Raw genomic sequence first — 25,038 nt, 5'->3', positions numbered from 1 at the left:
GGAACCGCCCGCCACCATTGGTGACGAGCGGTTTAAGGTTCACTTAGGGATGGCGAAGTCGGTGGTTCCGGGGTGAACCAACCGGCCGCGGAAACCCAGGTTTTACTCCGCCGGGCCGACCCCGTCCGGCATCCCGTACGCGTCGGCTATCAACTCGTAGCTCCGCAGCCGGACATCGCCGCCATGCGCGTTGGCCGTGATCATCAGTTCGTCGGCGCCGGTCCGCTTGCGCAGATCGTCCAGGCCCGTCCGCACCTCGTCCGCCGTGCCGTAGTGGATGGTCGCCAGCCAGTTGTTCACGAAGTCCCGCTCCGTCGGGCTGAACGGGTAGGCCTCCGCCTCCTCCGGGGTCGGGATCAGGCCCGGCCTGCCGGTGCGCAGGCGCAGCATCGACAGCGCGCCCGTGAGGACCTGTCGGTGGGCCTCCTTCGGGTCCTCGTGCGCGAGTGCCGCGACGCCGATGAGCGCGTAGGGCGCGTCGAGGACCTGCGAGGGGCGGAAGGACTCCCGGTAGAGGTCGAGCGCGGGGATCGTGTTCTGCGCCGAGAAGTGGTGCGCGAAGGCGAACGGCAGGCCGAGCATCCCGGCGAGGCGCGCGCTGAAGCCGGAGGACCCGAGCAGCCAGATCGGCGGCCGGGCGGAGGACCCCTGCACCGGACCGGGCACGGCGTGGATCCGGGCGTACGGGTGGCCGTCCGGGAAGTCGTCGTCCAGGAAGCGGGTCAGCTCCGCCAACTGCTGCGGAAAATCGTCCGCGCCCTCGTTCAGGGTCTGCGTACGGCGCAGGGCGGCGGCCGTGGCGCCGTCCGTGCCGGGCGCGCGGCCCAGCCCCAGGTCGACCCGGCCCGGGGCGAACGCCTCCAGCGTGCCGAACTGCTCGGCGATGACCAGCGGGGCGTGGTTGGGGAGCATGACACCGCCCGAGCCGAGCCGGATGCGGCGGGTGTGGGCGGCGAGATGGGCCAGGATCACGGCCGGCGAGGAGGAGGCGACGCCGGGCATGGAGTGGTGCTCGGCCACCCAGTGGCGGTGGTAACCGCGCCGCTCGGCGAGTTTGCTGATCTCGACGCTGGTGGCCAGCGCCTGGCTCGCGGTCCGGCCGCTGCCGACGGTCACCAGGTCCAATACGGACAGCGGTACGGGCGAGTCCCCGTGTGCCGTGCCCCGAATCGCGTCGCTCACCGTTGACGACCCTTCTGCCCAAAGACGTACGTACGGAGAAGAAGAACAGGAGGCTGTCTCCGGTTATTCCGCGGGTCCGCAGGAATGACCTGTTCGGCTTCGGGTAGCCGCGCGCCCATGCCTCGAACAACGCAACAGATACGGCGGCGGACGATGCTGTGGGGAACGGCAGCCGCGGCGGCGGTCGGTGCGGCCGGCTGCGCCCGCGTCGCCTCCGGCGACACGCTCGGCCGCCTCAGATCCCAGGGCACCGTCCGCCTCGGCATCGCGGGCGAGGTGCCGTACGGCTACGTCGACGAGCAGGGCGCCTTCACCGGTGAGGCCCCCGAGCTCGCCCGGGTGATCTTCGGACGGCTCGGCATCACGGACGTCCAGCCCGTGGCCACCGACTTCGCCTCGCTCATCCCCGGGCTCAACTCCCAGCAGTTCGACGTCGTCTCGGCCGGGATGTACATCAACAAGGACCGCTGCGCGCAGGTGCTCTTCGCCGACCCCGAGTACCAGATGCTCGACTCCTTCATCGTCCGCAAGGGAAACCCGAAGAAGCTCCGCTCCTACGAGGACGTGGTGCGCGCCAAGGCGCGCTTCGCGACCGGCAGCGGATACGCCCAGATCGCGCACGCGGTGGCCGCCGGGTACCCGGAGAAGGACATCGTGGTCCTCCAGGACCAGGTCGCCGGGCTGAACGCGGTCGAGTCCGGCCGCGTCGACGTCTTCGCCGGCACCGCGCTGACCGCCCGCGCGGTGGTCCGCAAGTCCGCCAAGGCCGAGTCCACCGAGCCTTTTGCGGCCGTCGCCGACGGGAAGCGGAAGATCGACGGGGGCGGCTTCGCCTTCCGCCCCACCGACAAGGCCCTGCGGGACGCCTTCAACACCGAGCTGCACCGCATGAAGAAGAGCGGCGAACTCTTCCGGATCATGCGGCGCTTCGGCTTCACCGAGGCCGAGATGACCACGATGACCGCCGAGGAGCTGTGCCGATGACCGCAGGACTCTGGCAGAACTGGGTCCTGCCCGGCATCTGGATCACCCTCCAGCTCCTGATCGCCTCCGCCGCGCTCGCCGCGCTGGTCGCCTTCACCGTCGGCACCGCCCGTACCCACCGCTCCCGCGTCGTCCGCTTCCTGGCCGGGTTCTACACCGAGGTCTTCCGCGGCACCTCCGCGCTGATCCTGATGTTCTGGCTCTTCTTCGTCCTGCCGCCGCTGGTGGGCTGGCAGCTCGTCCCGATGTGGGCGGCGATCCTCGCGCTCGGCCTCTCCTACGGTGCGTACGGCGCCGAGATCGTGCGCGGCGGCCTGAACGCCGTACCGAAGGCGCAGCGCGAGGCGGGGGTCGCGCTCAGCTTCACGCCCTGGCAGCGGCTGCGGCTCGTGCTGCTCCCCCAGGCCGTGCCCGAGATGATCCCGTCCTTCTGCAATCTGCTCGTCGAGCTGCTCAAGGGGACCGCCCTGGTCTCGCTGCTCGGTGTCGGGGACGTCTCCTTCGCCGCGTACCTGGTGCGGCTCGCGACCCAGGAGAGCGGCGCGATCTACACCGTGACCCTGGTCGTCTACTTCGTCATCGCGCTGGTGATCACCCGCTCGATGAAGGCTCTGGAGCGACGCGGCAAGGCGAACCTGGGGGTGATGGCCAAGTGAACTGGGACTGGTCCGCGGTGGCGGACTTCATGCCGCGCTTCTGGGACGGCCTGCTCGTCACGCTCCAGGTGCTGGTGCTCGGCTCGCTGATCTCCTTCACGCTGGGGCTGGTGTGGGCGCTGGGATTCCGTGCCCGCAGCCGGTTCGTGCGCTGGCCGGTGAACGCGGTCACCGAGTTCGTCCGCACGACTCCGCTGCTCGTGCAGCTCTTCTTCCTCTTCTTCGTGCTGCCGGAGTGGGGCGTGCAGTTCTCCGCCCTGGCCACGGGCACGCTCGCGATCGGGCTGCACTACTCGACGTACACCGCGCAGGTCTACCGGGCCGGCATCGACGCCGTACCGGCCGGGCAGTGGGAGGCGGCGAAGGCTCTCAGCCTGCCGCGCCACCGGACCTGGCTGACGGTGATCCTGCCGCAGGCCCTGCGCCGGATCGCGCCGGCGCTCGGCAACTACGTCATCGCGATGCTGAAGGACACCCCGCTGCTGGCCGGAATCAGTGTGCTGGAGCTCCTCCAGCAGTCCCGGCTGGAGTCGGCCGCCACCTTCCAGTACACCGAGCCGCTGACGGTGATCGGTGTGGCCTTTGTCCTGATCGCGTATCCCGCTTCCCTGCTCGTCCGCACTCTGGAGCGCCGCCTTGCCCACTGAAGCCACTGATTCCGACCACCCCCTGATTCGATTCGAGAACGTCACCAAGCGTTTCGGGGAGCAGACGGTCCTCGACGATCTCAATTTCTCGGTCCGCCCCGGCCGTCACGTCACGCTGATCGGACCCTCCGGTTCCGGTAAGACGACGATCCTGCGCCTCCTGATGACCTTGGAGAAGCCCGACGCGGGCACCATCCGGGTCAACGGCGGAAAGCTCCATCCGGCGGGCGAGAAGCACCGGCGTGAGGTGCGGAAGAAGATCGGGATGGTCTTCCAGCACTTCAATCTCTTCCCGCACATGTCCGTGCTGCGCAACATCACCGAGGCGCCGGTCCGGGTCCTGGGGAAGAGCCGCGAGGAGGCGGAGGCGCGCGGGCGGGAGCTGCTCGACATGGTCGGTCTGGCCGACAAGTACGAGGCCAGGCCCGCGCAGCTGTCCGGCGGCCAGCAGCAGCGGGTCGCCATCGCGCGGGCGTTGGCGATGGAGCCGAAGGTGCTGCTGCTCGACGAGGTGACATCGGCGCTCGACCCGGAACTCGTGGCGGGTGTGCTGGATCTGCTCCGTGAGATCGCCGGGACGACCGACATCACCATGATCTGTGTGACGCACGAGATGAACTTCGCCCGGGACATCTCCGACGAGGTCCTGATGTTCGACGAGGGAAGGGTGATCGAGTCCGGTTCTCCGGAAAAAATCTTCTCGGCTCCCGAGCATCCGCGTACCCGCGAGTTCCTGGGCGCGGTGCTCTGACCTCAGGCTCTATGACGGTGCTTTGACCATGGCATATGCCAGGGTGGTGCGCCCCAGCGTATGGCGCTGGGGCGCCGCCATATTCTCGCCAACAGCCGCCCCGAAAAGGGAGCTTGACGGCTATCGTGGTACGGAAGCTTGCGGTCACAACCTGGTAGGGGGAAACCGTGGCGCTGAAGCCCGAGCCCACTGCGCCGTTCCACTCGGTGCAATACGCCCTGCGCGTCCTTGAGACGGTCTCACGGCACGGTGGCGGGGTGACGGACGTCCAGATCGCTCGTGAGACCGGTCTGCCCGTCGCCCATCTGTCCTCGCTGCTGCTGATGCTCCGTCGCGAGGGATACGTCGAGCAGGTCGCCGACGGCGCCTATGTCATCGGCGACTCCTTGGTCCTCCTCGGTTCCGGTCTGACCCGCCGCGAAGCGCTGGAGCAGAAGCTGCAGGAGACGCTCACCGAACTGCGCGACTCCGTCGGTGCGGCGGTCTACATCAGTCGGTACATCGACGGCGAGGTGAAGATCACCCAGTTCGCCGACGGCCCGCGCACGCCCAAGGTCAACGAATGGGTGGACTTCCGCTCGGCCGCGCACGCCAGCGCGGTCGGGAAGTGCCTGCTGACCCAGCTCGACCAGAACGGCCGCCGGGACCACCTCTCGCGCCACAAGATCGCCCGGCTGACCTCCCGGACGATCACCGCTGACCCAGCTCGACCAGAACGGCCGCCGGGACCACCTCTCGCGCCACAAGATCGCCCGGCTGACCTCCCGGACGATCACCAACGAGAAGGTGCTCTTCTCCAAGCTGGACAGCCAGCCGCCGACCGTCCCGGTGCTGGACCTGCAGGAGTACGCGGTGGGCACGGTCTGCGCGGCGGTGCCGCTGACGGCCGGTGCGGCCGTGGGCTGCCTGGCGCTCTCCCTTCCGATCGAGCATGCCCACCGACTCCGCTCGGCGGCCGACACGCTCAACCGCAGGGCCGCGCCGGTGGTGCTCTCGCTGGCGATCTGAGGCGATCCGAAAACGTGACCTGGTCCTCAGGGGTGGTGGTCGGAACCACCCCCGAGGACCAGGTAGTATTTTCTCTGTCAGCAGGCGCCGCTAGCTCAGTTGGTTAGAGCAGCTGACTCTTAATCAGCGGGTCCGGGGTTCGAGTCCCTGGCGGCGCACAGACGGAAGAAGCCCCTCGCGCAGGCGGGGGGCTTCTTCGTGCTTTCATGGGCCCGCCCTGTCCGGCGGACACCCCCTTACGCCCTCAGATAGGTGAGGACCGCGAGGACCCGGCGGTGGGTGTCCTCGGCGGGCGGCAGGTCCAGCTTCCCCAGGATGTTGCCGATGTGCTTGCCGACGGCCGCCTCGGTGACGACCAGCCGGCGGGCGATCTCCCCGTTCGAGTGCCCCTCGGCGACCAGCCCGAGGACCTCGCGCTCGCGCGGGGTCAGCGCCTCCAGCGGATCACGGTGCCGGCGCAGCAGCTGCCGTACGACCTCGGGGTCCACGACCGTGCCGCCGTCCGCGACCCGGGTGAGCGCGTCGAGGAACTCCTCGACCTGGCCGACCCGGTCCTTGAGGAGGTAGCCGACGCCGGTGCCGTCGCCCGCGTCCAGGAGGTCGGCGGCGTAGGTCCGCTGCACGTACTGGCTGAGCACGAGGACGGGCAGACCGGGGCGATCGGCCCGCAGGGCGACCGCGGCGCGCAGCCCCTCGTCCTGGAAGCCGGGAGGCATCCGGACGTCGGTGACGACGATGTCCGGATCGTGCTCGGTGACGGCAGCGCGCAGGCCGTCGGCGTCGCCGACCGCGGCGACGACCTCGTGGCCGAAGCGGGCGAGCAGCCCGATCAGCCCTTCCCGGAGGAGGACGCTGTCCTCGGCGAGGACGACGCGGAGCGATCGGGCAGTGCGGGACAAGGGATCTCCACTCGCAGGAGGGTCGGGCCGCCGGCCGGGCTGGTGATCGTCAGTGTGCCATCGAGGACGGCGAGCCGGTCGGCGAGTCCGGTGAGACCGGATCCGCCGGTGCCCGACGCGGAGCCGCTGATCGATGCGGTGGCGCCGCCGCGGCCGTTGTCCTCGACCTCGATGGTCAGGGAACCTGCGTGCCGGGCGGTGATCCGGGCCTTGGTGGCGCCGCTGTGCTTGCCGATGTTGGCGAGGGCCTCGCAGACGGCGAAGTAGCCGGCGCTCTCCACGGCGGTGGACAGCCGGGGCAGGTCGATGTCCGTGTCGACGGGGACGGCGGAGCGGTCGGCGGCGTCGGTGAGGGCCGCGCCGAGGCCGTAGTCGGCGAGCACCTGCGGGTGGATGCCGTGGATGAGTTCGCGCAGCTCGGTGAGGACCCGCCCGGCCTCCGCGTGGGCCTGGGCGAGCTGGTCGGCGAGCGGTCCAGGCGGGGCGTCGAGGCGGGCGAGCCCCAGGGTCATGGTCAGGGCGACCAGGCGCTGCTGGGCGCCGTCGTGGAGATCGCGCTCGATCCGGCGGCGCTCGGCCTCGAAGGCGTCGACGAGCCGGGCCCGGGAGGCGGTGACCTCGCCGATCCGGTCCCGCAGCTCGGCCTCGCGGGGTGCGAGCAGGGCACGGCTCAGGGCGGCGCGGGCACCCGCGAGGGCAGCGAGCGGATAGAGGAACGCGACCAGGAGTGCCGCCCCGAGGAGGGCGGCGGCGAACGCCTGCGGATAGGAGGTGACCAGGAACGCCTTGACGACCTTGGTCTCCTCACCGTCCAGAGCGAGTCGCAGCGGCGCGCTGATCAGGGCGGCGGGCAGGCCGAGGGTGATCGCGAGGACGAGCAGGTCGAGCGGCCACAGGACGGTGACGTGCAGGACGGCGTACGCGAGCTCCCGCCAGGTGGCCTGCTCCCGGACGCGGACCTGGAGCCAGGCGGCGAGGCCGGGGGCGTTGGGGACCCGGTGGGGATCCGTGGCCGGGTCGAGGTCGACGAGCCGGAGTCGGCGGCGCTCGATGCCGCCGAGGGCTACCCCGGCGAGGAGGAGGAGCGGGAGGCCGACGAGCACGAAGGAGAAGACGACAAGGAGGAGCAGGACGAGGAGAGCCGGCGCGCCGGTGATCACCCCGGTGGCGAGATAGCCGGCGGACCGCCACGGCCAGTCGCTGCGCGGGAAACGGGGCCGGGTGAGGGCCTGCCAGGGGGTTCGGGGCGCCATGGGGTTCACGGTAGGGGGCGGTTGCCGTGCCGGGCCATCGTGGTGGGGGGCGTCCCCGAGGTAGGGCTGGGCCTACCCCGTGGCGCCGGGACCTCGGGGCGAGCGGCCGTGGACGGCGTACGCGGTGTCGAGGGCGGTGACGGCCTCCGGCGTCAGGGGCTCGTACGGGCTCCCCGGCTCCGGGCGCCACCAGACCGGGTCGTCACAGAGGAAGGACTCCCGGCGGAGGGACACGCGGTGGATCTTGTTCGTGGCGGTCAGCGGGAGTGCCGGCACGAGGCGGACGAAGCGCGGGGGCATCTTCGTGCCCAGGTCGGGCTGGGCGGTGAGGAACTCCTGGAAGGCGACCGGGTCGAACGTGGCGCCCTCGCGCAGGGCGATCGCCGTCATCACCTGGTCCCCCGCGACCGGATCGGGTATCGCGTAGACGGCGACGCCCGCCGCGCGTTCCCAGCGGGAGAGGATCTGCTCGATCACGGCCGCGGCCAGGTTCTCGCTGTCGACCCGCAGCCGGTCGTCGTCACGCCCCGCGAAGTACAGGAAGCCGTCGGCGTCCCGGTAGAAGAGGTCGCCGGTCCAGTACCAGCCGCCCCGCAGCCGGGCCGCCTCCGCCTCGGGGTTGCGCCAGTAGCCCTCGAAGGGGCTCCGGCCGCGGTTGACCAGTTCGCCGATCGCCGCGGAGGCGTTGAGCAGCCGGCCCGAGGGTGAGAGGACGGCGCGCTCGCACTCCTCGCCGGTCGCCGGGTCCACCACCGCGAGGTCGTCCCCCGGCGCCGCCCGGCCGATGGCCCCGGTCGGGGTGTCCGGGGTCCGCTGGACGGCCGCGCCGCCCTCGGAGGAGCCGTACCCCTCCACGAGCCGGGCCCCGAACCGCTCCTCGAAACGGGCCGCGTCCACCGCCCCCGCCTCCGTGCCGAAGCCGAGGCGCAGCCGGTGCTCGCGGTCGTCGGGGCGCGGCGGCGTCGCGAGCAGGTACTGCACCGCCCGCCCCACATAGGTGAAGTACGTCGCGCCGAACTCCTGCACGTCCGGCAGGAAGCGGGAGGCCGAGAAGCGGGCGCGCAGAGCCACGCCCGCGCCGGCGGCGAGCGCCGGGGCCCAGTCCGCGATGACCGCGTTGCCGTGGAACATCGGCATGCAGATGTAGTGCACGTCGTCGGGCCGTATCCGGAAGTGGGCGACGAGCGAGGCACCCGCGGCAGCGAGGCGGCCCTGGCTGCAGATCGCCGCCTTGGGCGCGCCGGTCGAGCCGGAGGTGAAGTAGAGGAGCAGCCGGCTGTCGGGGCGCACCGGGCGGGCCACGGCCTCGCCCGGCTTCGCGCCCTCGAAGGGAATGAGGAGTTCCCGGTACGCGTCGGTGTCGGTCACCAGCACCCGTACGCCCGGCAGGGGAAGCCCGTCGAGCAGGGGAAGGTACGCGCGCTGGGTGACCAGGACACGGCAGTCGGTGTGGACGATGTCGCGGGCCAGTTCGGCACCCCGGCGGGTGGGGTTGATGCCCGCGACGGCGGCCCCGGCGAGGGCCGCCGCGCTCAGCCAGAGCGGGAATTCCGGCGTGTTGTCGAGGAGCACCCCGAGGTGCGGCTCGGCACCCCGGGGCAGCAGATCGACGAGCAGTGCGGCCCGCGCGGCGGCTCCGGCGGCGATCCCGTGGTGGGTGAGGACCGTGTCATGGCTCCTCAGTCCGACCCTGTGATCGCCCCACTGACGCTGCACGAGCTCCGCCACGGTCATACGCCGGACGATAACTGACTACCCGTCAGAACTGAACATCCGAGCAGGCGTAGAAGGCGTTCGCGGTGTCCGCGATCGTCCACACCGCCAGGATCAGGTGCCTGCCGGTCTTGCCCGCCGGGATGGTTCCGGAGTGCGAGAGCGTGGCCGGCGGCTGCTGGCTGTTGTACGGGACGGTGAGGAAGGGCTGCGGGTCGAGGGCGGCCCGCGTGAGCTTCTGGGTGCCGTTCCAGCCGTTCTTGGTGATGTAGTACTTGAAGTCGGTGGTGCGGTGACGGGCGGTGAACTGCCAGCGGAAGCTGTAGCTCTGACCCGCCGTGACCCTCGTGGTGGGCCAGGCGCCACCACGCGGATCGTCGAGCTGGGCGAACTGGGTGAGACCGGCGGAACAGATCTTCCCGTCGGCGGGACCGGCGGCCGGGAAGCCCTTGGGGCCCTCGACGGACTGCGGCTCCCACTGGATGGATCCGCAGTTCGTCACGGTGCCGTTGGCGCAGAGCTTCTGACGGCTGATCGGGGAGTCGGTGTAGCCATGGCTGGTCGCGGTGCTCGTGGCGAAGAGGGAGGCGCCGGCGACGCCGAGCGCCACCGCCGCCACACCTATTTTTTTGCGCATGCTGTCGCTCCAGGTGAACGTGGGGGAGTTCGGTGAGCTGTGCCGCACGCGTGCGGTGGTGCTTATTCCGGTCTAGACCAAGTATCAAGGTATGGCGGGAAGTTGAACATGTCCATACCAATCACGCGCCTTCCACGGGACCGGTACGGCCGGTGTAGAAGGCCACCGTCAGGTCCTTGACCAGCGCCTTGCGCTCGTAGTCGTCCAGCTCGACCAGACCACGCGTGGTCAGTCGGTGGACCACGTCGTCCACCGCGTCCACGACGGAGGTCAGCACGCTGTCCCGGTGCTTGGCGTCGATCGCGGCGATCCGGCGGCGCTGCATCGCGGCCGCGATCTCGGGGGCGTACTCGATACGGGTCGGCTGCGCCGAGAACACGTCGATCCCCACCGGGGCGCACTCCGCGGAGAGCATTCGGGTGAGCGCCTCGCCGACGGCCTCGGCGTCACGCAGGGTCGGGGCGTCCTCGTGGAAGGCGTCGGCCGGGAGCTGCGACAGGACCCGGGCCATCACGGCCTCGACCTGCTCGCGCAGGTACTCCTCGTGGCCGTCGACACCGAGCGCGGCGCGGACGGTGTCCCGGACGCGCCAGACGACGAGCACGACGACGTCGAGGGCCGTGCCCTTGGCGTCCACCGAGGGGAGGGGCTCGCTGCGCCAGTGGCGGAGGCGGATGTCGACACGGCGGCGCAGGAGGAGCGGGCTGACCCAGAGGAGACCGGTGCGGCGGACGCTGCCGCGGTAGTCGCCGAAGAGGGTGAGGACCCAGGCGTAGCCGACGCGGCCACGGCCCAGACCGCCGAAGGCGAAGAGGGTGGCCAGCACGCCGAGCGCGAGCAGGGCCCACTGGCCGAGGTGGATGCCGTAGTACGGACGCGGGGGCAGCCGGAGCATCCGAGCCGCCTCCTCGGGCACGGCCCCGACCCACCACACGATGGCCGCGCACCCGGCGAGCGCGAGGACCCCTCCGACGGCGCCGATCCACCCGGGGAGGACGGAGCCGGGGCGCTCGACGAGTTGGGGGTCGGCGGTGGGGGCGGGGCGGGAGGGCTCGGAACGGGTGGGAGCCGGGATGACGGTCTTGGCGGCGACCGGGGGTGCCATGGCGATCGTGGCGGGTCCGCCGTCGTCGTCCGGTTCGGGCTGGTCCCGGAAGAGCAGGTGCACGGGGATCGACCCGGTCGTCTCGGTCCCGATCACCGTCCTGCGTCGCCCGGCGGGACGGGACGCCTGGGTGGACGCCTGCGCCTTCGCCTCGGCGGCGACGGGAACGGCGATGACCCCGAAGGGCGCCCCGATGATCCGCCGAAGCTCACCGACCTGGCCGGCGGAGGCGTTGGGGGTGGTCGCCGACGCGGCCGGGGTGCCGGGCTTGGAGGCCGGGTCGGCCGCGGTGGTCGGCGCGGCGTGCCGGGCGGAGCCGCCCGAAGCCGACTTGCTCGGCGCGGCGTGTCGGGCCGAGCCGCCCGAAGCGGTAGCGCCCGGCGAACCCGTCCACGCGCCGGGCTGAGCGGCCGAGGTGGCCGGCGCGGCGTGCCGAGCCGAGCCGCGCGAAGCGGTAGCTGCGGGCGCACCGAGGAGGTTGCCCGTGGGCGCACCCGCCGGCGTACCGGCCCGGGCGGCCGGGCCAGCCGACGTGGTCGACGTGGCGTGCGGGGCCGATCCGCTCGGTGCAGTAGCGGCCGTCGTACCGGGGAGGTTGCCCGGGGGCCTACCGGGCCGGGCGGCCGGGCCTGCCGACGTGGCGTGAGCGACCGAGTCACCCGGTGCGGTAGCTGCCGGCGCCCCGGGGAGGGTGCCCGTGGGCGCGCCCGTCGGCGTACCGGGCCGGGCGGCCGGGCCACCGAGTTTGTCGGTGGCCGGATCCGTCGACGCGCCGGCCTTGGCCGTCGGGTCACTCGAAGTCGTCGGAACACCCGATGGAGTTGCCAAGCCGACCCGGGGCAGCTGGCCGGCGGCCGCTTCCGTGCGTTCCGGAGCCATGGCCACAGTGGCGTCCCCGGTCGGGGCCGGGCCGTCGGTGGGCGCCGAAGAAGCCCCGCCCACGACGTCCGCGAGGCCTGAGCCGACTGCGCCCGGCGCGCCGTCCTTCCGCCCCTCGCCGGAGGCGGAACTGGAGACAACGGCCGCCTGGCCGCCATCAGCAGCCGGGACCGAGGAGGAAGCCGCGCTCTCCGCGAGCGGGAGCCTGACACCGGTCGAGCCGGGACCGGCCACGCCCTCGACCGGCGCCGGCCGCGCGAGGAGCGGGTCCGTTCCCACCGGCCGAGCGTCCGATCCCGAAGGGGACCCCGCCGTCCCGACCGACGCGGCCCGCGCAAGCAGCGGATCCGCACCCGCCGATCGGGCCTCCGGACCCGACGCCGACCCACCAGCCACGACCTGCGCCGCCCCCGCGAGCGTCGGGTCCGCGCCCCCCGGACCCTGAACGTCCGAGCCCGCAGCAGACCCACCCGACCCAACCGGTACGGCCCGCGCAAGCAGCGGGCCTGTCCCCGCCGACCGAGCCTCCGGGCTCCGAACATCCGAACTCAACGCCGACCCAACCGGCGCCGACCCCGCAAGCAGCGGATCCGCACCCGCCGGCCGAGGGGCCGAAGCGGCCCCTGCCGTCCCGACCGACGCGGACCCCGCAAGCAGCGGATCCGCACCCACCGACCGATCCTCCGGGCCCCGAACATCCGAGCCCGACGCCGGCCCAACCGACCCAACCGACGCGGACCCCGCAAGCAGCGGGTCCGCGCCCGCCGGTCCGGCCTCCGGAGGCCGAGCGGCCGACGACATCGGCGCGGCCGCGGCAACCGGACCAGGACCGCCCGCCCGCTCAGCCGACAAAGCGGCCCCGCCCGCGCCGACCGCACCCTCGGCCGGAGCCCCGGCAACCGAACCAGCAACCTCAGCCCGCTCACCCGACCGACCAGCAACCTCCGCCCGCTCACCCGACGGACCAGAACCGTCCAACGGACCAGGACCGCCCGACGGACCAGATCCGCCCGACGAACCAGGACCGCCCGCCCTCGCCGGGGGGCCCTCCGGGTCTCGGTGGTCCGGGGTCGGGCCGCCGCGTGGGGGTGCGTCCGACGGCCTTGGTCTCGACGCGCGCGTCTCGTCCGTCAGGCGGATCGCCGACCGGGCCGCGTCGCGGCTCGCCGCCGCGCCCGAGTCGGGGTGTGGGGTCGAACGGGTCATGGGGTCCACCTCATGTTCTCGGGGTCATCGGAACAAGCGCCGCCAGGTCTCCGGGCCCGGGTAGCCGTCGGCCGCGCCGCCGCGCCATCCCTGCGCCCGCTGGAACGCCTCGACATTGCGACGGTCCGCCTCGCTCCAGCGCGGACCGGGACCCGACAGGTAGTGCTTGCCGTAGCCCCGCTTCACCAGCTGTTTGCCCAGCTTCTCCACATATGCGTTGGATTGGCCCGGACGGAAGTAGCCACGCCCGGGGAACACCGGCGCATTCGCGCGCGGACCGGCCGAACCACTCGAACCGCCGATGCTCCTGCCCTGGCCGGCCACCAGGAGTCGCCAGGTGTGCGGGCCGGGCAGACCGTCCGCCTCCTTGCCCCTCCAGCCCTGCGCCAGCTGGAACGCCCGGGTCGCACGGCGGTCCGCCTCGCCCCAGCGCGGACCGGGGCCCTGGCTGTAGTACTTCTTGCCGCCGCGCTGAACCAGCAGCCGCCCGAGCTGGGTGATGTACGCGTTGTTCGCGCCGGGGCCGAAGGACGCCGCGCCCGGGAAGGGGATCGCGGCCGCGGACGCGCCGCCGGTGCCGCCGCTGACCACGCCCCTGTAGCGGTAGGCCACATAGCGGTCCGAGTTGTTCCAGTACGCGAGCGGCGTGGCCTGTCGCCGCGTGCGCGGCTTGGCCTGCTCGTACGCGATGTAGGACGTGTGGGTGTAGTCCGTCCACCCGCCGAAGATCGTGACGTGCGAGCCCCTGGTCGGATTGGCGGGGTTGTGGAAGAGGAGGATGTCGCCGGGCTGGAGCTCCGTACGGCCGATCCGCTCGCCGAAGAGGTCGAGGCTGCCGGTCCATTCGTTGCCGCGGAGGTTCCACGCCATGGAGATGTAGCCGGAGCAGTCCTGGCGATAGCCGTCCGACCAGTACTTCTCCATCGAGTACGGGACCTGGGCGCTCACCCATCGCTTGGCGCGGTTGATGATCTCGGCGCGGCTGGTCTTCCGCAGGGACTGGGCGGAGATCTGACTGTTCGTAGGGGTGACGGTGGGAGACGGCTGCGGGCCGGGGGCTCCGTGCAGCGGGCCCGTACCGCCTTGAGGGGTGTCGGGAGCCGGGCCGGCCTCCGTCGCCCGGTCCGCCGGAGCGAGGTCCGCAGGAGTGACGGGCATCGCCGCGTCGGCGGGCCGGGCGAGCGCGCTCGCTCCCCCGCCGCCGAGGGCGACGCCCGCCGCGGCCACCAGGACCAGCGCGCGGCGCGCCCCGTGTGCCGCCGGGTGTCCGCCCGCCCGTACGGGCAGGCCAAGGGCAAGATCGCGCCGCTGCTGGGCGCAGCCCGCGCAGCCGCAGTCGGCCGCGGGCTCGAACTCCTCGAAGACCGGCACGCTCATGCGATTCCCCTCCACACTCGTCAAGATCTTTGGGCGCTGGTGCACGGGCGCCAGTGTCTCAACTGTCCGGACAAATCGCATTTTGACGGATCGAAGACCCGATACGACCATCCGACAGGCCGGAAGGGACCGGTAATGGTCAGGAGCACCCTCGGACGTCGGGTAGAGTTATGCAGGTCAGCAGGCGCCGCTAGCTCAGTTGGTTAGAGCAGCTGACTCTTAATCAGCGGGTCCGGGGTTCGAGTCCCTGGCGGCGCACGCACAGTCGAGGCCCCCTCACCATCGGTGAGGGGGCCTCGGTCGTCCCATGAGACTGCGGCATCCCTTTCGTCACAGCAGAACCAGAGCGCCCGGCTTTGGGCGGTAAACAGCTCGTTTCGCCCTTGCGATCAAGAAGCGGGGTCGTGGACTCTGGCTTGGTCCCTGGGGGGTTGGGGACACGGGTGGTCGCGTCGAGTGCGGGGTGGGGGCCCCGCCCGCGACCGCGCGCGGGGGGATGGACTCATGACGTCTGCATGGACGCCCGCCGGGGGTACTCGGCTCCGCTCCGTGACAGCACTGCCACGCTACGACTACGAGCACTACAGCCGGCTCGCCGGGCCACTGACCGAGCCCGATCCGGCGCAGCCCTACCGGGTGCGCTACCGCTCCCTGCTCTCCCAGGAGCCGCACCGGCTGCGCGCCGCGCTGCTCCTCGGCGCCGCGCCGCTCGTCTCGCTGGGCCTGTTCGTCTGGCTGATGCAGCCTCAGCACTGGACCGAGCGCGACCCGAACCTCGACAACGACCTGCTCCGCGCCCTCGACATCGTGATGCTGGTGTCGATCGGCCTGATCGAGCTCTTCCGCACCATGAACGTCCTGTCGAACGCGCACGCGACCCTGGTCGCCCGCGACCCGGTCCCGGTGGTCCCGGAGGCCGGCACCCGGGTCGCCTTCCTCACCTCCTTCGTCCCGGGCAAGGAACCGCTCGCCATGGTGACGAAGACCCTCGAAGCCGCCGTGAAGATCCGCCACCGCGGACCCATGCACGTGTGGCTGCTCGACGAGGGGGACGACCCCGAGGTCAAGGCGGTCTGCGCCCGGCTCGGGGTGCGGCATTTCTCCCGCAAGGGCGTGCCCGCCTGGAACCAGAGCAAGGGGCCGCACCGCGCGAAGACGAAGCACGGCAACTACAACGCCTGGCTGCAGGCGCACGGCGACGACTACGACTTCTTCGCCTCCGTCGACACCGATCACGTCCCGCTCCCCAACTACCTGGAGCGGATGCTGGGCTGGTTCCGCGACCCGGACGTCGGCTTCGTCATCGGGCCGCAGGTCTACGGGAACTACGACACCTTCGTCACCAAGGCCGCGGAATCCCAGCAGTTCCTCTTCCACGCCCTGATCCAGCGCGCCGGCAACCGCTACGGCGCGCCGATGTTCGTCGGCACGTCCAATGCCGTACGGATCCGGGCGCTCAAGCAGATCGGCGGGCTGTACGACTCGATCACCGAGGACATGGCGACCGGCTTCGAGATGCACCGGCACCGCAACCCCGCCACGGGCCGGAAGTGGCGCTCGGTCTACACCCCGGACGTGCTCGCCGTCGGCGAGGGCCCGACCGCCTGGACCGACTTCTTCACCCAGCAGCTGCGCTGGTCCCGGGGCACGTACGAGACGATCCTCAAGCAGTACTGGAAGGGCTTCGGGACGCTGCCGCCCGGCAAGCTCTTCAACTACACGATGATGATCATCTTCTATCCGATGTCGGCCCTCAACTGGATCCTGGCGGCGCTGAGCTGCGCGCTCTTCCTGGGCATGGGCGCCTCGGGCGTCCAGATCGACCCGGCGATGTGGATGATGCTGTACGGCAACGCCTCCGCGCTCCAGATCGGGCTCTACATCTGGAACCGGCGCCACAACGTCTCGCCGCACGAGCCCGAGGGGTCCGGCGGACTGGCCGGCATGGTGATGTCCGCGCTCTCCGCGCCGATCTACGCCCGCTCGCTGATGGACGCGGTGCTGCGGCGGAAGAGCTCGTTCGTGGTGACGCCCAAGGGCGACTCCTCGAGCCCCGACACCCTCTTCGGCACCTTCCGGATCCACCTTTTCTTCATCGTCGTCTTCGGCGGTTCGCTCGCCTCGTCGTTCTTCTTCGGGCACGACCACCCCGCGATGATCACCTGGGCCTCGCTCGCGCTGTTGATCACGGCGGCGCCGATCGCAGCCTGGCGGTACGGCATGCGGGTGGAGCGGCGGCGGACCGAGGCGCCGGCCGCCCCCGTCCACGTACCGGCGCAGCGGCCCCGGTGGGCCGAGCCCGCCGGGAAGGCCATGGAAAGCGCGCTGGGAGGGCGTAACGAATGATCGCCAACGCGCGTCGCAACCGGGTACGCCGGGTGGCGATCGGGGCCGCGGTGATCGTCGCGGTCGCCGGGATGAACGGGCCGGCGCTGTGGCGGTTCGGCTCGGAGCGGTACCACGAGTACGCGATCAACCGGCCCGAGTACAAGGCGGAGAACGGGCACTGGGACTACCTCGACGTGCCCGCCGACTTCCGGATCAACGCCATTCACGCGGCCCTGCTGCACACCGGGAAGGTGCTGCTGATCGCGGGCTCGGGGAACAACCAGAAGAACTTCGACGCGAAGAAGTTCGAGTCGGTGCTGTGGGATCCGAAGACGGGGAACTTCAAGAAGATCCCGACCCCGAAGGACATGTTCTGCGCCGGCCACACCCAACTGCCCGACGGAAAGCTGCTGGTGGCGGGCGGGACGAAGCGGTACGAGAAGCTGGAGGGCGATGTCACCAAGGCCGGCGGCCTGATGATCGTCCACAACGAGGACCCCGACAAGCCGATCACCCTGCCCGCGGGCACCCGATTCACCGGGAAGGCGAACGGCAGGACCTTCGTCTCCAAGGACCCGGTCCTGGTCGAGCGGGCCACCAAGGTCTTCGACAAGAGCACCGGGCGCTTCCTCCACAACACCCCGGGCCTCGGGCGCATCTACGTCGAGGCCGAGAAGTCCGGGACGGCGTACGAGACCGGCACCGAGGACAACTACCGGGTGGCCGGCATGAAGGGCTCCGACGCCCGCAACGTGTACGGCATCGCGCAGAAACTCGCCCTGGACAAGAAGGACTTCCAGGGAATCAGGGAGGCGTACGAGTTCGATCCGGTCGCCGAGAAGTACGTGACCGTCGACCCGATGAACGAGGCCCGCTGGTACCCCACGCTCACCACGCTGAAGGACGGCCGTGTCCTCGCCCTCTCCGGACTCGACGAGATCGGGCAGATCGTTCCCGGCAAGGACGAGATCTACGACCCGAGGACGAAGAAGTGGGCGTACACCGGGGTCGAGCGGCGCTTCCCGACCTATCCGGCGATCTTCCTGATGTCGAACGGGAAGCTCTTCTACTCGGGATCGAACGCCGGCTACGGGCCCGCCGACGTCGGCCGCGACCCCGGGATCTGGGACCTGGACACGAACACCTTCACCAAGGTCCCCGGGCTGAGCGACCCCGACCGGATGGAGACCTCCGCGACCGTGATGCTGCCGCCCGCCCAGGACCAGCGGTTCATGGTGATCGGCGGCGGCGGGGTCGGCGAGTCCGACAAGGCCAGCGCGAAGACCCGGCTCATCGACCTCAAGGCCCCCGGCCCGCGCTTCCGTGACGGCGCCACCCTGGAGAAGGGCACCCGCTACCCCAGCGCCTCGCTGCTCCCGGACGACACCGTGTTCGTCACCGGCGGCTCGGAGGACTACCGGGGCCGCGGCGGCTCCGACATCCTCCAGGCCCGGACGTACGACCCGAGGACGGGAACGTACCGGCGCGTCGCCGATCCGCAGGTGGGCCGCAACTACCACTCGGGCTCGCTGCTGCTCCCCGACGGGCGGGTCATGATCTTCGGCTCGGACTCGCTCTTCTCCGACCCGGCGAACACCCGGCCCGGCGTCTTCGAGCAGCGCATCGAGCTCTGGACCCCGCCCTACCTCTACCGGGAAGGCGGCCGGCCCGAACTCGGCGAGGGACCCCGCAGGATCGCCCGCGGCACCACCGGGGTGTTCCGTACGCAGCAGGCCGCGACGATCACCTCCGCGAAGCTGATCCGGCCGAGCGCCGTCACCCACGTCACCGACGTCGACCAGCGCACGATCGCGCTGACGCTCAAAAAGACTGCGGGGAAAGTCGAGTTGGGGGTGCCGAAGAACCGTTCACTGGTCCCTTCCGGCTGGTACATGCTCTTCGTGACGGACGCAGAGGGAACCCCCTCCGAGGCGGTGTGGGTGGAGGTGCCCTAGCGGCCAAAAGAGTCCTCAACCCCGACAACAGGAACCAGGCGTTCAAGGGCTTCAACCTGACCACCAAGGGCTCGAACAGCTGCAGCGACATCAACGTGGGCGGTATCAGGGCCGAGCGCGACTGATCCCGGACACGGGAACCCCCGGCTGCGGCCGGGGGTTCCACGCCTTCACCCCTGCTGTCACTCCGCCCCGCGGGCGAGGTCGAGCGCGTAGTTCTCGAACCACTCCCCCGCCTTCGGGCCGCCCTTGCAGTCGCCGTCGGACTCGCCCGGCCGCTTGATCCACAGATACGCCTTGACCAGCGGGTCGGCGGTGCGGACGGTCGGGGGCTCGCCCAGCGCGCGGCCGGGCGGGTTGCACCAGTTCTCCCGCGGATCCCCCTCGGTGTAGGGGCCGTTGCCGTTGCGGCTGGTGTCGACGACGAAGGGCTTGCCGCCGATACGGGACGACAGCTGCTTGCCGTAGGCCGTACTGGCCTCGGTGGTCTGGAAGTTGGAGACGTTGACCGCGAAGCCGTCGGCCTCCGCCACGCCCGCGCGCTGCAGCGGCTGGAAGATCTCCGCCGGCTTGCCCCAGCCCGCGTTCCCCGCGTCCAGGTAGACGGTGACGGCCGGCTGGCGCTTCAGCCGCTGGACGGCGGCCTTCAGGAGCTCGTACCGCTCCTCGTGGTACTGCTGCTCGGTGCAGCCGTCGACCATGTGCATCACCGCGTCCGGCTCCAGGACGACGGTGGCACGCCGCTCCCCGATGCCCCGGGCGACCTTCTCCACCCAGTCGCGGTAGGCGCCGGCGTCGGCCGCGCCGCCCGCGGAGTGCTGGCCGCAGTCACGGTGCGGGATGTTGTAGAGGACGAGCAGCGCCTCCCGGTCGGCCTTCCGGGCGGCCTCGGTCAGCGCTCTGGTCTCGTCCTCGGGCCGGTCCGTGCCGATCCACTCACCGGCCGGCTGGGATGCGATCTTCTCGATCAGCTCGGCGTCCGCGGCGCGGCCCGCCTTCACGTACGTGGCGAGCTGCAGGGCCGCCTTGCCCTGCGGGTTGACCCAGAAGGGGTCCGTCTCCTTGGGCTGCTGCTCACCGGACGGTGGTGGTGTGCGCGCCTCGCCCTTGTCCTTGCCGTCCCCCGAGCCGTTGGACGATGTGCATCCGGCGAGCACCAGGGCCGCGAGCCCCAGCAGCGCGATGCGACGTACGTACATCCACTCCCCCTTGGGTGTACGGAACCGTACCGAACCGGTCAGCTCCATCGTGGCACAAAGGAGGTCTGGGCCGGGGCCGGAAGAGCGTTCTACAGTTGCCGCACCCGAACCTCCCGCGGCGGCGCCGGGCTTCTCCCGCAGCCCGTGCGCCCGTGGTCGAGGACCGGCCCGGCCGTCGGGCGCGCGGTCCGCCGGGCGAGCCCGGTGATCAGGTGCCCGCCGGCCGGGCCCGGTGTTCAGTACCTGTCACGCCTTGCCCGTTCCCGTCAGGTACGCGGAGACGACCACGTTCGCCGTGTACGCACCCGCCTTGCGGTCGAAGGTGCCGCCGCAGGTGATCAGGCGCAGTTCGGCGCGATCGGCCCGGCGCTGCCCGTAGACCTTCCGGGCGTCGAACCGCTCCCGGGGGAAGACCTGGACGTCGTCGATGGTGAACTCGGCGACCGAGCCGTCCGTCCGGGTCACCCTGACCGTGGCGCCGGGGCGGGCCGAGCTGAGCCCGTAGAAGACGGCGGGCCTGGTCTCGGTGTCGACGTGGCCGACGAAGAGGGCGGCGCCCTTGGCGCCCGGCGGGGTGCCGGTGCGGAACCAGCCGACGGAGTGCGGCATCTCGAACGGCGGCGGGTCGACCGCGCCCGTGTCGTCCAGGCCGCGGCCGACGACCGGCGCCGCGATGCCGAGGGAGGGAATCTCCACGCGGCGCGGCTCGGCGGGGTGCAGGGGGCGGTGTGCCGGGGGGAGCGGGACGCCGTCGGGGCGGCCGACCGCGGCTATGTCTCCGGTGGTCGGGGCCGAGCTGCCGCCCGGCCCTTCGGTGATCTCGCGACCCCAGAGCCAGAGCCCCAGGAGGAGGACGGCCCAGGCCACACCGGTCAGCATCCGCCCGTTGCCGGACCCGGAGGACACCTCAGTCGCCCGTGCGGCGGCGCGCGGTGCGGAAGGCGACGGCCACCGCGGCGATCGCGGCCATGCCGAGACCGACGAGGGTGTACGGGGTGCCGAGGCCGCTCTCGGCCGTGGTCTGCGCGACGCCGGGCGCGGCGGGTACCGCCGGGACCGCCAGGGCCGCACCGCCACCGCCGGCCTTGACCGGGGCGATCGGGCTCGAGTGGTGGGTCGGCCAGTGGGTTGGCTCGTGCGTCGGCCTGTGCGTGGGTTCGTGCGTGGGGTGGTGGGTCGGCTCGTGCGTCGGCTTGTGCTTCTCGACGTGGACCGCGCCGACGTCACGGTGCTCGCGGCCGTCGCAGGTCACGCTGACCTTGTACGTACCGCTCTTCAGATGCGATTTGATCGTGGTGTCGCCGAAGAGGGGATAGTCGCCCCCGTCACGGCCGGTGAGCTCGGCGTCGGCGACGAATGCCTGGGACCTGGCGGCGCCGGTGGTGCCTTTGCAGCCCTGGACGCGGATGTCGACATCGGCGCCGGGCTTGGCGGTGGACGGGGTGACGGTGACCTTGACGGCGTCACCGGCGAAGGCGGTACCGGCCGTGGGTGCCAGTACCAGGACGGCGGCCGCCCCTGCGGCACGGAGAGCAATGGGACCTGAACGCATCGTGACCTCCTGGTACTGGCAGGTTCACCCGGTTCCGGTCGTTTCGCATCCGCAGGGGCCCGACCGAGGGGCTGACCTGGGGCCCTGGGGCCTACACCCGGTCCACGATGTCGGCGATCGAGTCGACGATCGTGGAGGGGCGGAACGGGAAGCGGTCGATCTCCACCTGCGTCGTCAGACCGGTCAGGACCAGGAAGGTCTGCATGCCCGCCTCGAGCCCGGCCAGGATGTCGGTGTCCATCCGGTCGCCGATCATGGCGCTGGACTCGGAGTGGGCGCCGATCGCGTTGAGGCCGGTGCGCATCATCAGCGGGTTGGGCTTGCCCGCGAAGTACGGCTCCTTGCCGGTGGCCTTGGTGATCAGCGCGGCGACCGAGCCGGTGGCCGGGAGCGGGCCCTCGAGGGAGGGGCCGGTCTCGTCGGGGTTGGTGCAGATGAACCGGGCGCCGGCGTTGATGAGCCGGACGGCCTTGGTCATGGCCTCGAAGGAGTACGTCCGGGTCTCGCCGAGGACCACATAGTCGGGGTCGTGGTCGGTGAGGACGTAGCCGATGTCGTGCAGCGCGGTGGTCAGACCGGCCTCGCCGATGACATAGGCGGTGCCGCCGGGGCGCTGGTCGTCGAGGAACCGGGCGGTGGCGAGCGCCGAGGTCCAGATGTTCTCCACGGGCACGTCCAGGCCCATGCGGGCGAGGCGGGCGTGCAGGTCGCGGGCGGTGTAGATCGAGTTGTTCGTGAGGACCAGGAACGGCTTCCCGGTCTCCCGCAGCTTCTTGATGAACGCGTCGGCGCCGGGGATCGGGACACCCTCGTGGATGAGGACACCGTCCATGTCGGTGAGCCAGGATTCGATCGGCTTGCGCTCTGCCATGTGCGGGGACTCCTGCCGTACAGAAATCGTGCGGGGTGCTGGGGGCGCCGCGACAGCGCTGTGGCGACGCCCCCAGCCTAATCAGGAAGTGCTGATCTTCACCCCGTCGATCACCCAGTACCAGTTGTTGGACCCGGTGTAGCGGAAGCGGAAGCTCACGCTGGACGCCCCGGCGGGAACGTTGACGGTGAGCGACTGGGGCTGGGAGACGACGTCGGAGGTGTAGCTCTTGACGACCGTCGGGGTGCCGCCGTTGAAGGAGGCGAGGACCTGGGCGGTCTGGCTGCCCTCCTGGCGGTAGAAGGTGGTGAAGTCCAGGGTGACCCGGGCGGCTCCGGAGACGCCGTACGCGGGGGTGACCAGGGTCGAGTCGTACGTACCGGAGAAGGACTTGTCGGCCCACTCGTCGGAGTCGGCGACGGCGAAGACCCCGCGGGAGCGGACGTTGAGCTCGCGGGACTGGTCGCGCTGGGTGCGGGACCAGAACTCGTCGGTGGCGAAGGCCCAGCCGCGCCACTCGGTCATGCCGCCGGTGCCCATGGCGTTGTTGATGACGGACCAGCCGCTGGGCGCGGTGTGGGTGAAGCCGAGGATGCCCGCGGGGATGCCGGTCTCGTCGACGCGGCCGGAGAGGGAGGAGTGCAGCGCGTCGAAGGGGTCGGTGGAGCGCTGCTGGATCGGCTTGCCGTCCAGGCCCCAGGAGGGATCGGGCACGATGCCGAGCTGGTGGAAGACGGTGGCGGCGACATCGACGAGGCGGGTGTCGATGGGGCGGGCACCGGCGGCGATGCCGGGCCCCTGGGCGAGGACGAAGGTACGGCGCTCCTCGATGGCGGAGCCGCCGTGGCCGCCGGAGTCGACATGGCCGTGGTCGGTGGTGACGATGACCGTCCAGCGCTCGGTGGCGTAGGAGGGGCGGGCCTTGATGGCGGTGAGGAGTCGGCCGAGGTAGCCGTCCTGGACGTCGATGGCGTCGAGGTACCTGCTGTGCGCGGCGCCGTAGTTGTGCCCGATCTCGTCGGTCTCGCCGAAGTAGACGAAGAGGACGTCCGGGTTCTGGTTCCGGAGGATGTCCTCGGTGATGTCGGTGATCACCTTGTCGTTGACGACGTAGTTGTTGTTGTAGACGATCTTGGCGTCGGCGCCGGGGGTGACCGTGCCGTGCGTGTCGAGCTCGGGCCAGTCGACGGCCGCGAAGAGCGACAGCTCGGGGCGTATCTGGTTCAACCGGGCCAGGAATCCGGGGTACTTGGCGTAGTTCTTGCCGGCGAAGGTGTTGTCCTTCACGCCGTGCTTGTCGGGCCAGACGCCCGTGGAGATGGTGGACCAGCCGGGGCCGGAGGAGGTGGCGGCCATCGGGTTGGCGTAGAGCAGCGACAGGCCGTACGTGCCGTTCGCCATCAGGGACTTGAGGTTCGGGGCCTTGGCCGCGTCGATCCTGTCGTACCGCAGTCCGTCCATGCCGACGACGAGCACCTTGTCCTTGCTGGTGCCGTTCGGGAGCGTGGGGGACGCGGCGTGGGCGGCCGGCGCGGTGGCCACGCCCGTGGCGGCGAGGGCTGCGGTGGCGCCGGCGGCGGCGAGCACGGTGCGGCGGGACATGCCGGTGATCGGCATCTTCGATTCCTCCGTGAATGGGGGCGGCGGCATGCCAACGCCCCCGATTCCTCGGGGGCGTTGGTCCGTACCCGTTATCTTTCCGCGATCATTCGCGGGTCGCCAGGGGCCGTGCGGTGAACTCTTGGAAGCGAGCGGTTAGCTTCCGGTGGCGCTCTTCCACGCGTCGACGTACGTCGTGAGGTTCTTGTCGATGTCGGCCCAGTCCGGCTCGAAGATCTCGACGCCGTCCATCAGCTTGGCGAGCTCGATGGCGTTGGCGTCGGTGGCCTTGACGTCCTTGCGGGCCGGGAAGCCGCCGCCGATCGCGCTGACCTCGCGCTGGGCCTGCTCGCTCAGCATGAAGTCGAGCAGCTTCTTGCCGTTCTCGCTGTGCGGGGCCTTGTTCACCAGGCCGGCGGCGTACGGCAGGGCGAAGCTGGTGGGCTTGCCGCCTTCCTTGGCCGGGAACCAGATGCCGAGGTTCGGCATGGACTTGGACTGGGCGAAGTTCATCTGGACGTCGCCGTTGGCGACGAGGATCTCGCCCTTGTCGACCTTGGGCGCGAGCTTGGAGGTGGAGGAGGACGGGCCGACGTTGTTGGCCTGGAGCTTCTTCAGGTACTCCATCGCCGGCTCCTGGCCGCCGAAGTCGTGCATCGCCTTGATGACCACGGCCGTGCCGTCGCCCGCGACACCGGGGGTGGAGTACTGGAGCTTGTTCTTGAACTTCGCGTCGAGGAGCTCCTCCCAGGTCTTGGGGGCGTCCTTCAGCTCCTTCTTGTTGTGGATGAACCCGAAGTAGTTGTTGACGACCGAGGTCCACTTGCCGTCGCCGGACTTGTCGGCGCCGTTGACCTGGTCGGCGCCCTTGGGCGTGTACGCCTGGAGCAGGCCCTTGGAGTCGGCCTGCTGGATGAAGGGCGGCAGGGTCACGAGGACGTCGGCCTGTGTGTTGTTCTTCTCGCGGACGGCACGCTGCACCATCTCGCCGGAGCCGCCCTCGACGTACTTGACCTTGATGCCGGTCTGCTTCTCGAAGTCGGCGAAGACCTTGTCGTACCAGCCGTCGCCCTTCTCGCCCTTGAGGCCGTCGGCGCTGTAGACGGTGACGACCTTCTCGTCGGAGGCGGCGGAGGAACCGCCGCAGGCGGTGAGGGTCGCGGCGAGGGCGAGGCTGCCGGTGACGGCGGCGATCGGCTTGATGAGCGTGGACGAGGTGCGCATAACGTCGTTCTCT

The 25,038-nt window shown here is 70.9% G+C and carries 19 protein-coding genes, 2 tRNA genes and 1 pseudogene; 9 read left to right on the top strand and 13 right to left on the bottom strand.

Annotation, left to right across the window (positions count from 1 at the left end):
- Positions 1–102: 102 nt before the first annotated feature.
- A complete protein-coding gene (locus ABZ939_RS10625) occupies positions 103–1,182 on the bottom strand; it encodes an LLM class flavin-dependent oxidoreductase (protein WP_361851504.1) in 1,080 nt (359 codons plus the stop codon).
- Between the two features lie 153 nt (positions 1,183–1,335).
- Here ABZ939_RS10625 and ehuB point away from each other — a divergent pair, with 153 nt between their 5' ends.
- The 6 genes and pseudogenes from ehuB (at position 1,336) to ABZ939_RS10595 (ending at position 5,386) form a co-directional block, all read left to right on the top strand.
- Positions 1,336–2,166 (top strand): ectoine/hydroxyectoine ABC transporter substrate-binding protein EhuB, encoded by an 831-nt coding sequence (gene ehuB, locus ABZ939_RS10620; protein WP_361851501.1) that lies wholly within the window; start codon positions 1,336–1,338, stop codon positions 2,164–2,166.
- The gene (gene ehuC, locus ABZ939_RS10615) at positions 2,163–2,822 is read left to right on the top strand and encodes an ectoine/hydroxyectoine ABC transporter permease subunit EhuC (RefSeq protein ID WP_361851498.1); all 660 of its coding nucleotides are present in this window, start codon (positions 2,163–2,165) and stop codon (positions 2,820–2,822) included. The genes ehuB and ehuC overlap by 4 nt, the downstream gene beginning before the upstream one ends.
- Entirely contained in the window at positions 2,819–3,469 is a 651-nt protein-coding gene (gene ehuD, locus ABZ939_RS10610; RefSeq protein WP_361851495.1) for an ectoine/hydroxyectoine ABC transporter permease subunit EhuD, read from the top strand. The genes ehuC and ehuD overlap by 4 nt, the downstream gene beginning before the upstream one ends.
- Positions 3,459–4,220 (top strand): ectoine/hydroxyectoine ABC transporter ATP-binding protein EhuA, encoded by a 762-nt coding sequence (gene ehuA / locus ABZ939_RS10605; protein ID WP_361851493.1) that lies wholly within the window; start codon positions 3,459–3,461, stop codon positions 4,218–4,220. Before ehuD ends, ehuA begins: the two co-directional genes overlap by 11 nt.
- 167 nt (positions 4,221–4,387) lie before the next feature.
- Positions 4,388–5,228, top strand: a pseudogene (locus ABZ939_RS10600) (IclR family transcriptional regulator C-terminal domain-containing protein).
- Positions 5,229–5,312: 84 nt separating this feature from the next.
- Positions 5,313–5,386: transfer RNA gene (locus tag ABZ939_RS10595), tRNA-Lys, on the top strand.
- Positions 5,387–5,464: 78 nt separating this feature from the next.
- On the opposite strand, the gene ABZ939_RS10590 is transcribed toward ABZ939_RS10595, so the two are convergent.
- The 6 genes from ABZ939_RS10590 to ABZ939_RS10565 form a co-directional block, all read right to left on the bottom strand.
- Positions 5,465–6,127, bottom strand: a complete 663-nt coding sequence (locus ABZ939_RS10590) for a response regulator transcription factor (protein WP_361851490.1) — start codon at positions 6,125–6,127, stop codon at positions 5,465–5,467.
- Positions 6,058–7,380 carry a sensor domain-containing protein gene (locus ABZ939_RS10585; protein WP_361851487.1) on the bottom strand — a complete coding sequence of 441 codons (1,323 nt, stop codon included), beginning with the start codon at positions 7,378–7,380 and terminating at the stop codon, positions 6,058–6,060. The genes ABZ939_RS10590 and ABZ939_RS10585 overlap by 70 nt, the downstream gene beginning before the upstream one ends.
- Positions 7,381–7,452: 72 nt before the next feature.
- On the bottom strand, positions 7,453–9,114 hold the full coding sequence (locus ABZ939_RS10580; protein ID WP_361851484.1) for an AMP-binding protein: 1,662 nt from the start codon (positions 9,112–9,114) through the stop codon (positions 7,453–7,455).
- Between the two features lie 25 nt (positions 9,115–9,139).
- The gene (locus ABZ939_RS10575; RefSeq protein WP_361851482.1) at positions 9,140–9,730 is read right to left on the bottom strand and encodes a lytic polysaccharide monooxygenase; all 591 of its coding nucleotides are present in this window, start codon (positions 9,728–9,730) and stop codon (positions 9,140–9,142) included.
- Positions 9,731–9,851: 121 nt separating this feature from the next.
- Positions 9,852–11,993, bottom strand: a complete 2,142-nt coding sequence (locus ABZ939_RS10570) for an SPFH domain-containing protein (RefSeq protein WP_361851479.1) — start codon at positions 11,991–11,993, stop codon at positions 9,852–9,854.
- A gap of 951 nt (positions 11,994–12,944) precedes the next feature.
- On the bottom strand, positions 12,945–14,297 hold the full coding sequence (locus ABZ939_RS10565; protein WP_361851476.1) for a peptidoglycan-binding protein: 1,353 nt from the start codon (positions 14,295–14,297) through the stop codon (positions 12,945–12,947).
- A 184-nt stretch (positions 14,298–14,481) separates the two neighbouring features.
- Here ABZ939_RS10565 and ABZ939_RS10560 point away from each other — a divergent pair.
- The 3 genes from ABZ939_RS10560 (at position 14,482) to ABZ939_RS10550 (ending at position 18,580) form a co-directional block, all read left to right on the top strand.
- Positions 14,482–14,555, top strand: a tRNA-Lys gene (locus ABZ939_RS10560).
- Positions 14,556–14,846: 291 nt separating this feature from the next.
- Positions 14,847–16,643, top strand: coding sequence for a cellulose synthase catalytic subunit (locus ABZ939_RS10555; protein WP_361851473.1), 1,797 nt, complete (start codon positions 14,847–14,849; stop codon positions 16,641–16,643).
- On the top strand, positions 16,640–18,580 hold the full coding sequence (locus ABZ939_RS10550; protein WP_361851471.1) for a kelch motif-containing protein: 1,941 nt from the start codon (positions 16,640–16,642) through the stop codon (positions 18,578–18,580). The genes ABZ939_RS10555 and ABZ939_RS10550 overlap by 4 nt, the downstream gene beginning before the upstream one ends.
- 182 nt (positions 18,581–18,762) lie before the next feature.
- Here the strand turns inward: ABZ939_RS10550 and ABZ939_RS10545 are convergent, their stop codons facing one another.
- From ABZ939_RS10545 to ABZ939_RS10520, 6 genes are all read right to left on the bottom strand, one after another.
- Positions 18,763–19,779 (bottom strand): glycoside hydrolase family 6 protein, encoded by a 1,017-nt coding sequence (locus tag ABZ939_RS10545; protein WP_361851468.1) that lies wholly within the window; start codon positions 19,777–19,779, stop codon positions 18,763–18,765.
- A 246-nt stretch (positions 19,780–20,025) separates the two neighbouring features.
- Complete coding sequence (locus ABZ939_RS10540; RefSeq protein ID WP_361851907.1) at positions 20,026–20,658, bottom strand: class F sortase; 633 nt, start codon at positions 20,656–20,658, stop codon at positions 20,026–20,028.
- Positions 20,659–20,686: 28 nt separating this feature from the next.
- Positions 20,687–21,331 (bottom strand): PT domain-containing protein, encoded by a 645-nt coding sequence (locus ABZ939_RS10535; protein WP_361851465.1) that lies wholly within the window; start codon positions 21,329–21,331, stop codon positions 20,687–20,689.
- A gap of 91 nt (positions 21,332–21,422) precedes the next feature.
- Entirely contained in the window at positions 21,423–22,202 is a 780-nt protein-coding gene (locus tag ABZ939_RS10530) for an HAD-IIA family hydrolase (RefSeq protein ID WP_361851463.1), read from the bottom strand.
- 81 nt (positions 22,203–22,283) lie between these two features.
- A complete protein-coding gene (locus tag ABZ939_RS10525) occupies positions 22,284–23,819 on the bottom strand; it encodes an alkaline phosphatase family protein (RefSeq protein ID WP_361851460.1) in 1,536 nt (511 codons plus the stop codon).
- Between the two features lie 138 nt (positions 23,820–23,957).
- A complete protein-coding gene (locus tag ABZ939_RS10520) occupies positions 23,958–25,025 on the bottom strand; it encodes a 2-aminoethylphosphonate ABC transporter substrate-binding protein (protein WP_361851457.1) in 1,068 nt (355 codons plus the stop codon).
- Positions 25,026–25,038 lie beyond the last annotated feature (13 nt).

Source organism: Streptomyces sp. NPDC046712, from assembly GCF_040645695.1.
In the GTDB taxonomy this organism is placed as follows: Bacteria; Actinomycetota; Actinomycetes; order Streptomycetales; family Streptomycetaceae; genus Streptomyces.
The sequence above is the reverse complement of the archived record's forward strand: the minus strand, read 5'-3'. Positions and strand labels throughout refer to the sequence as shown.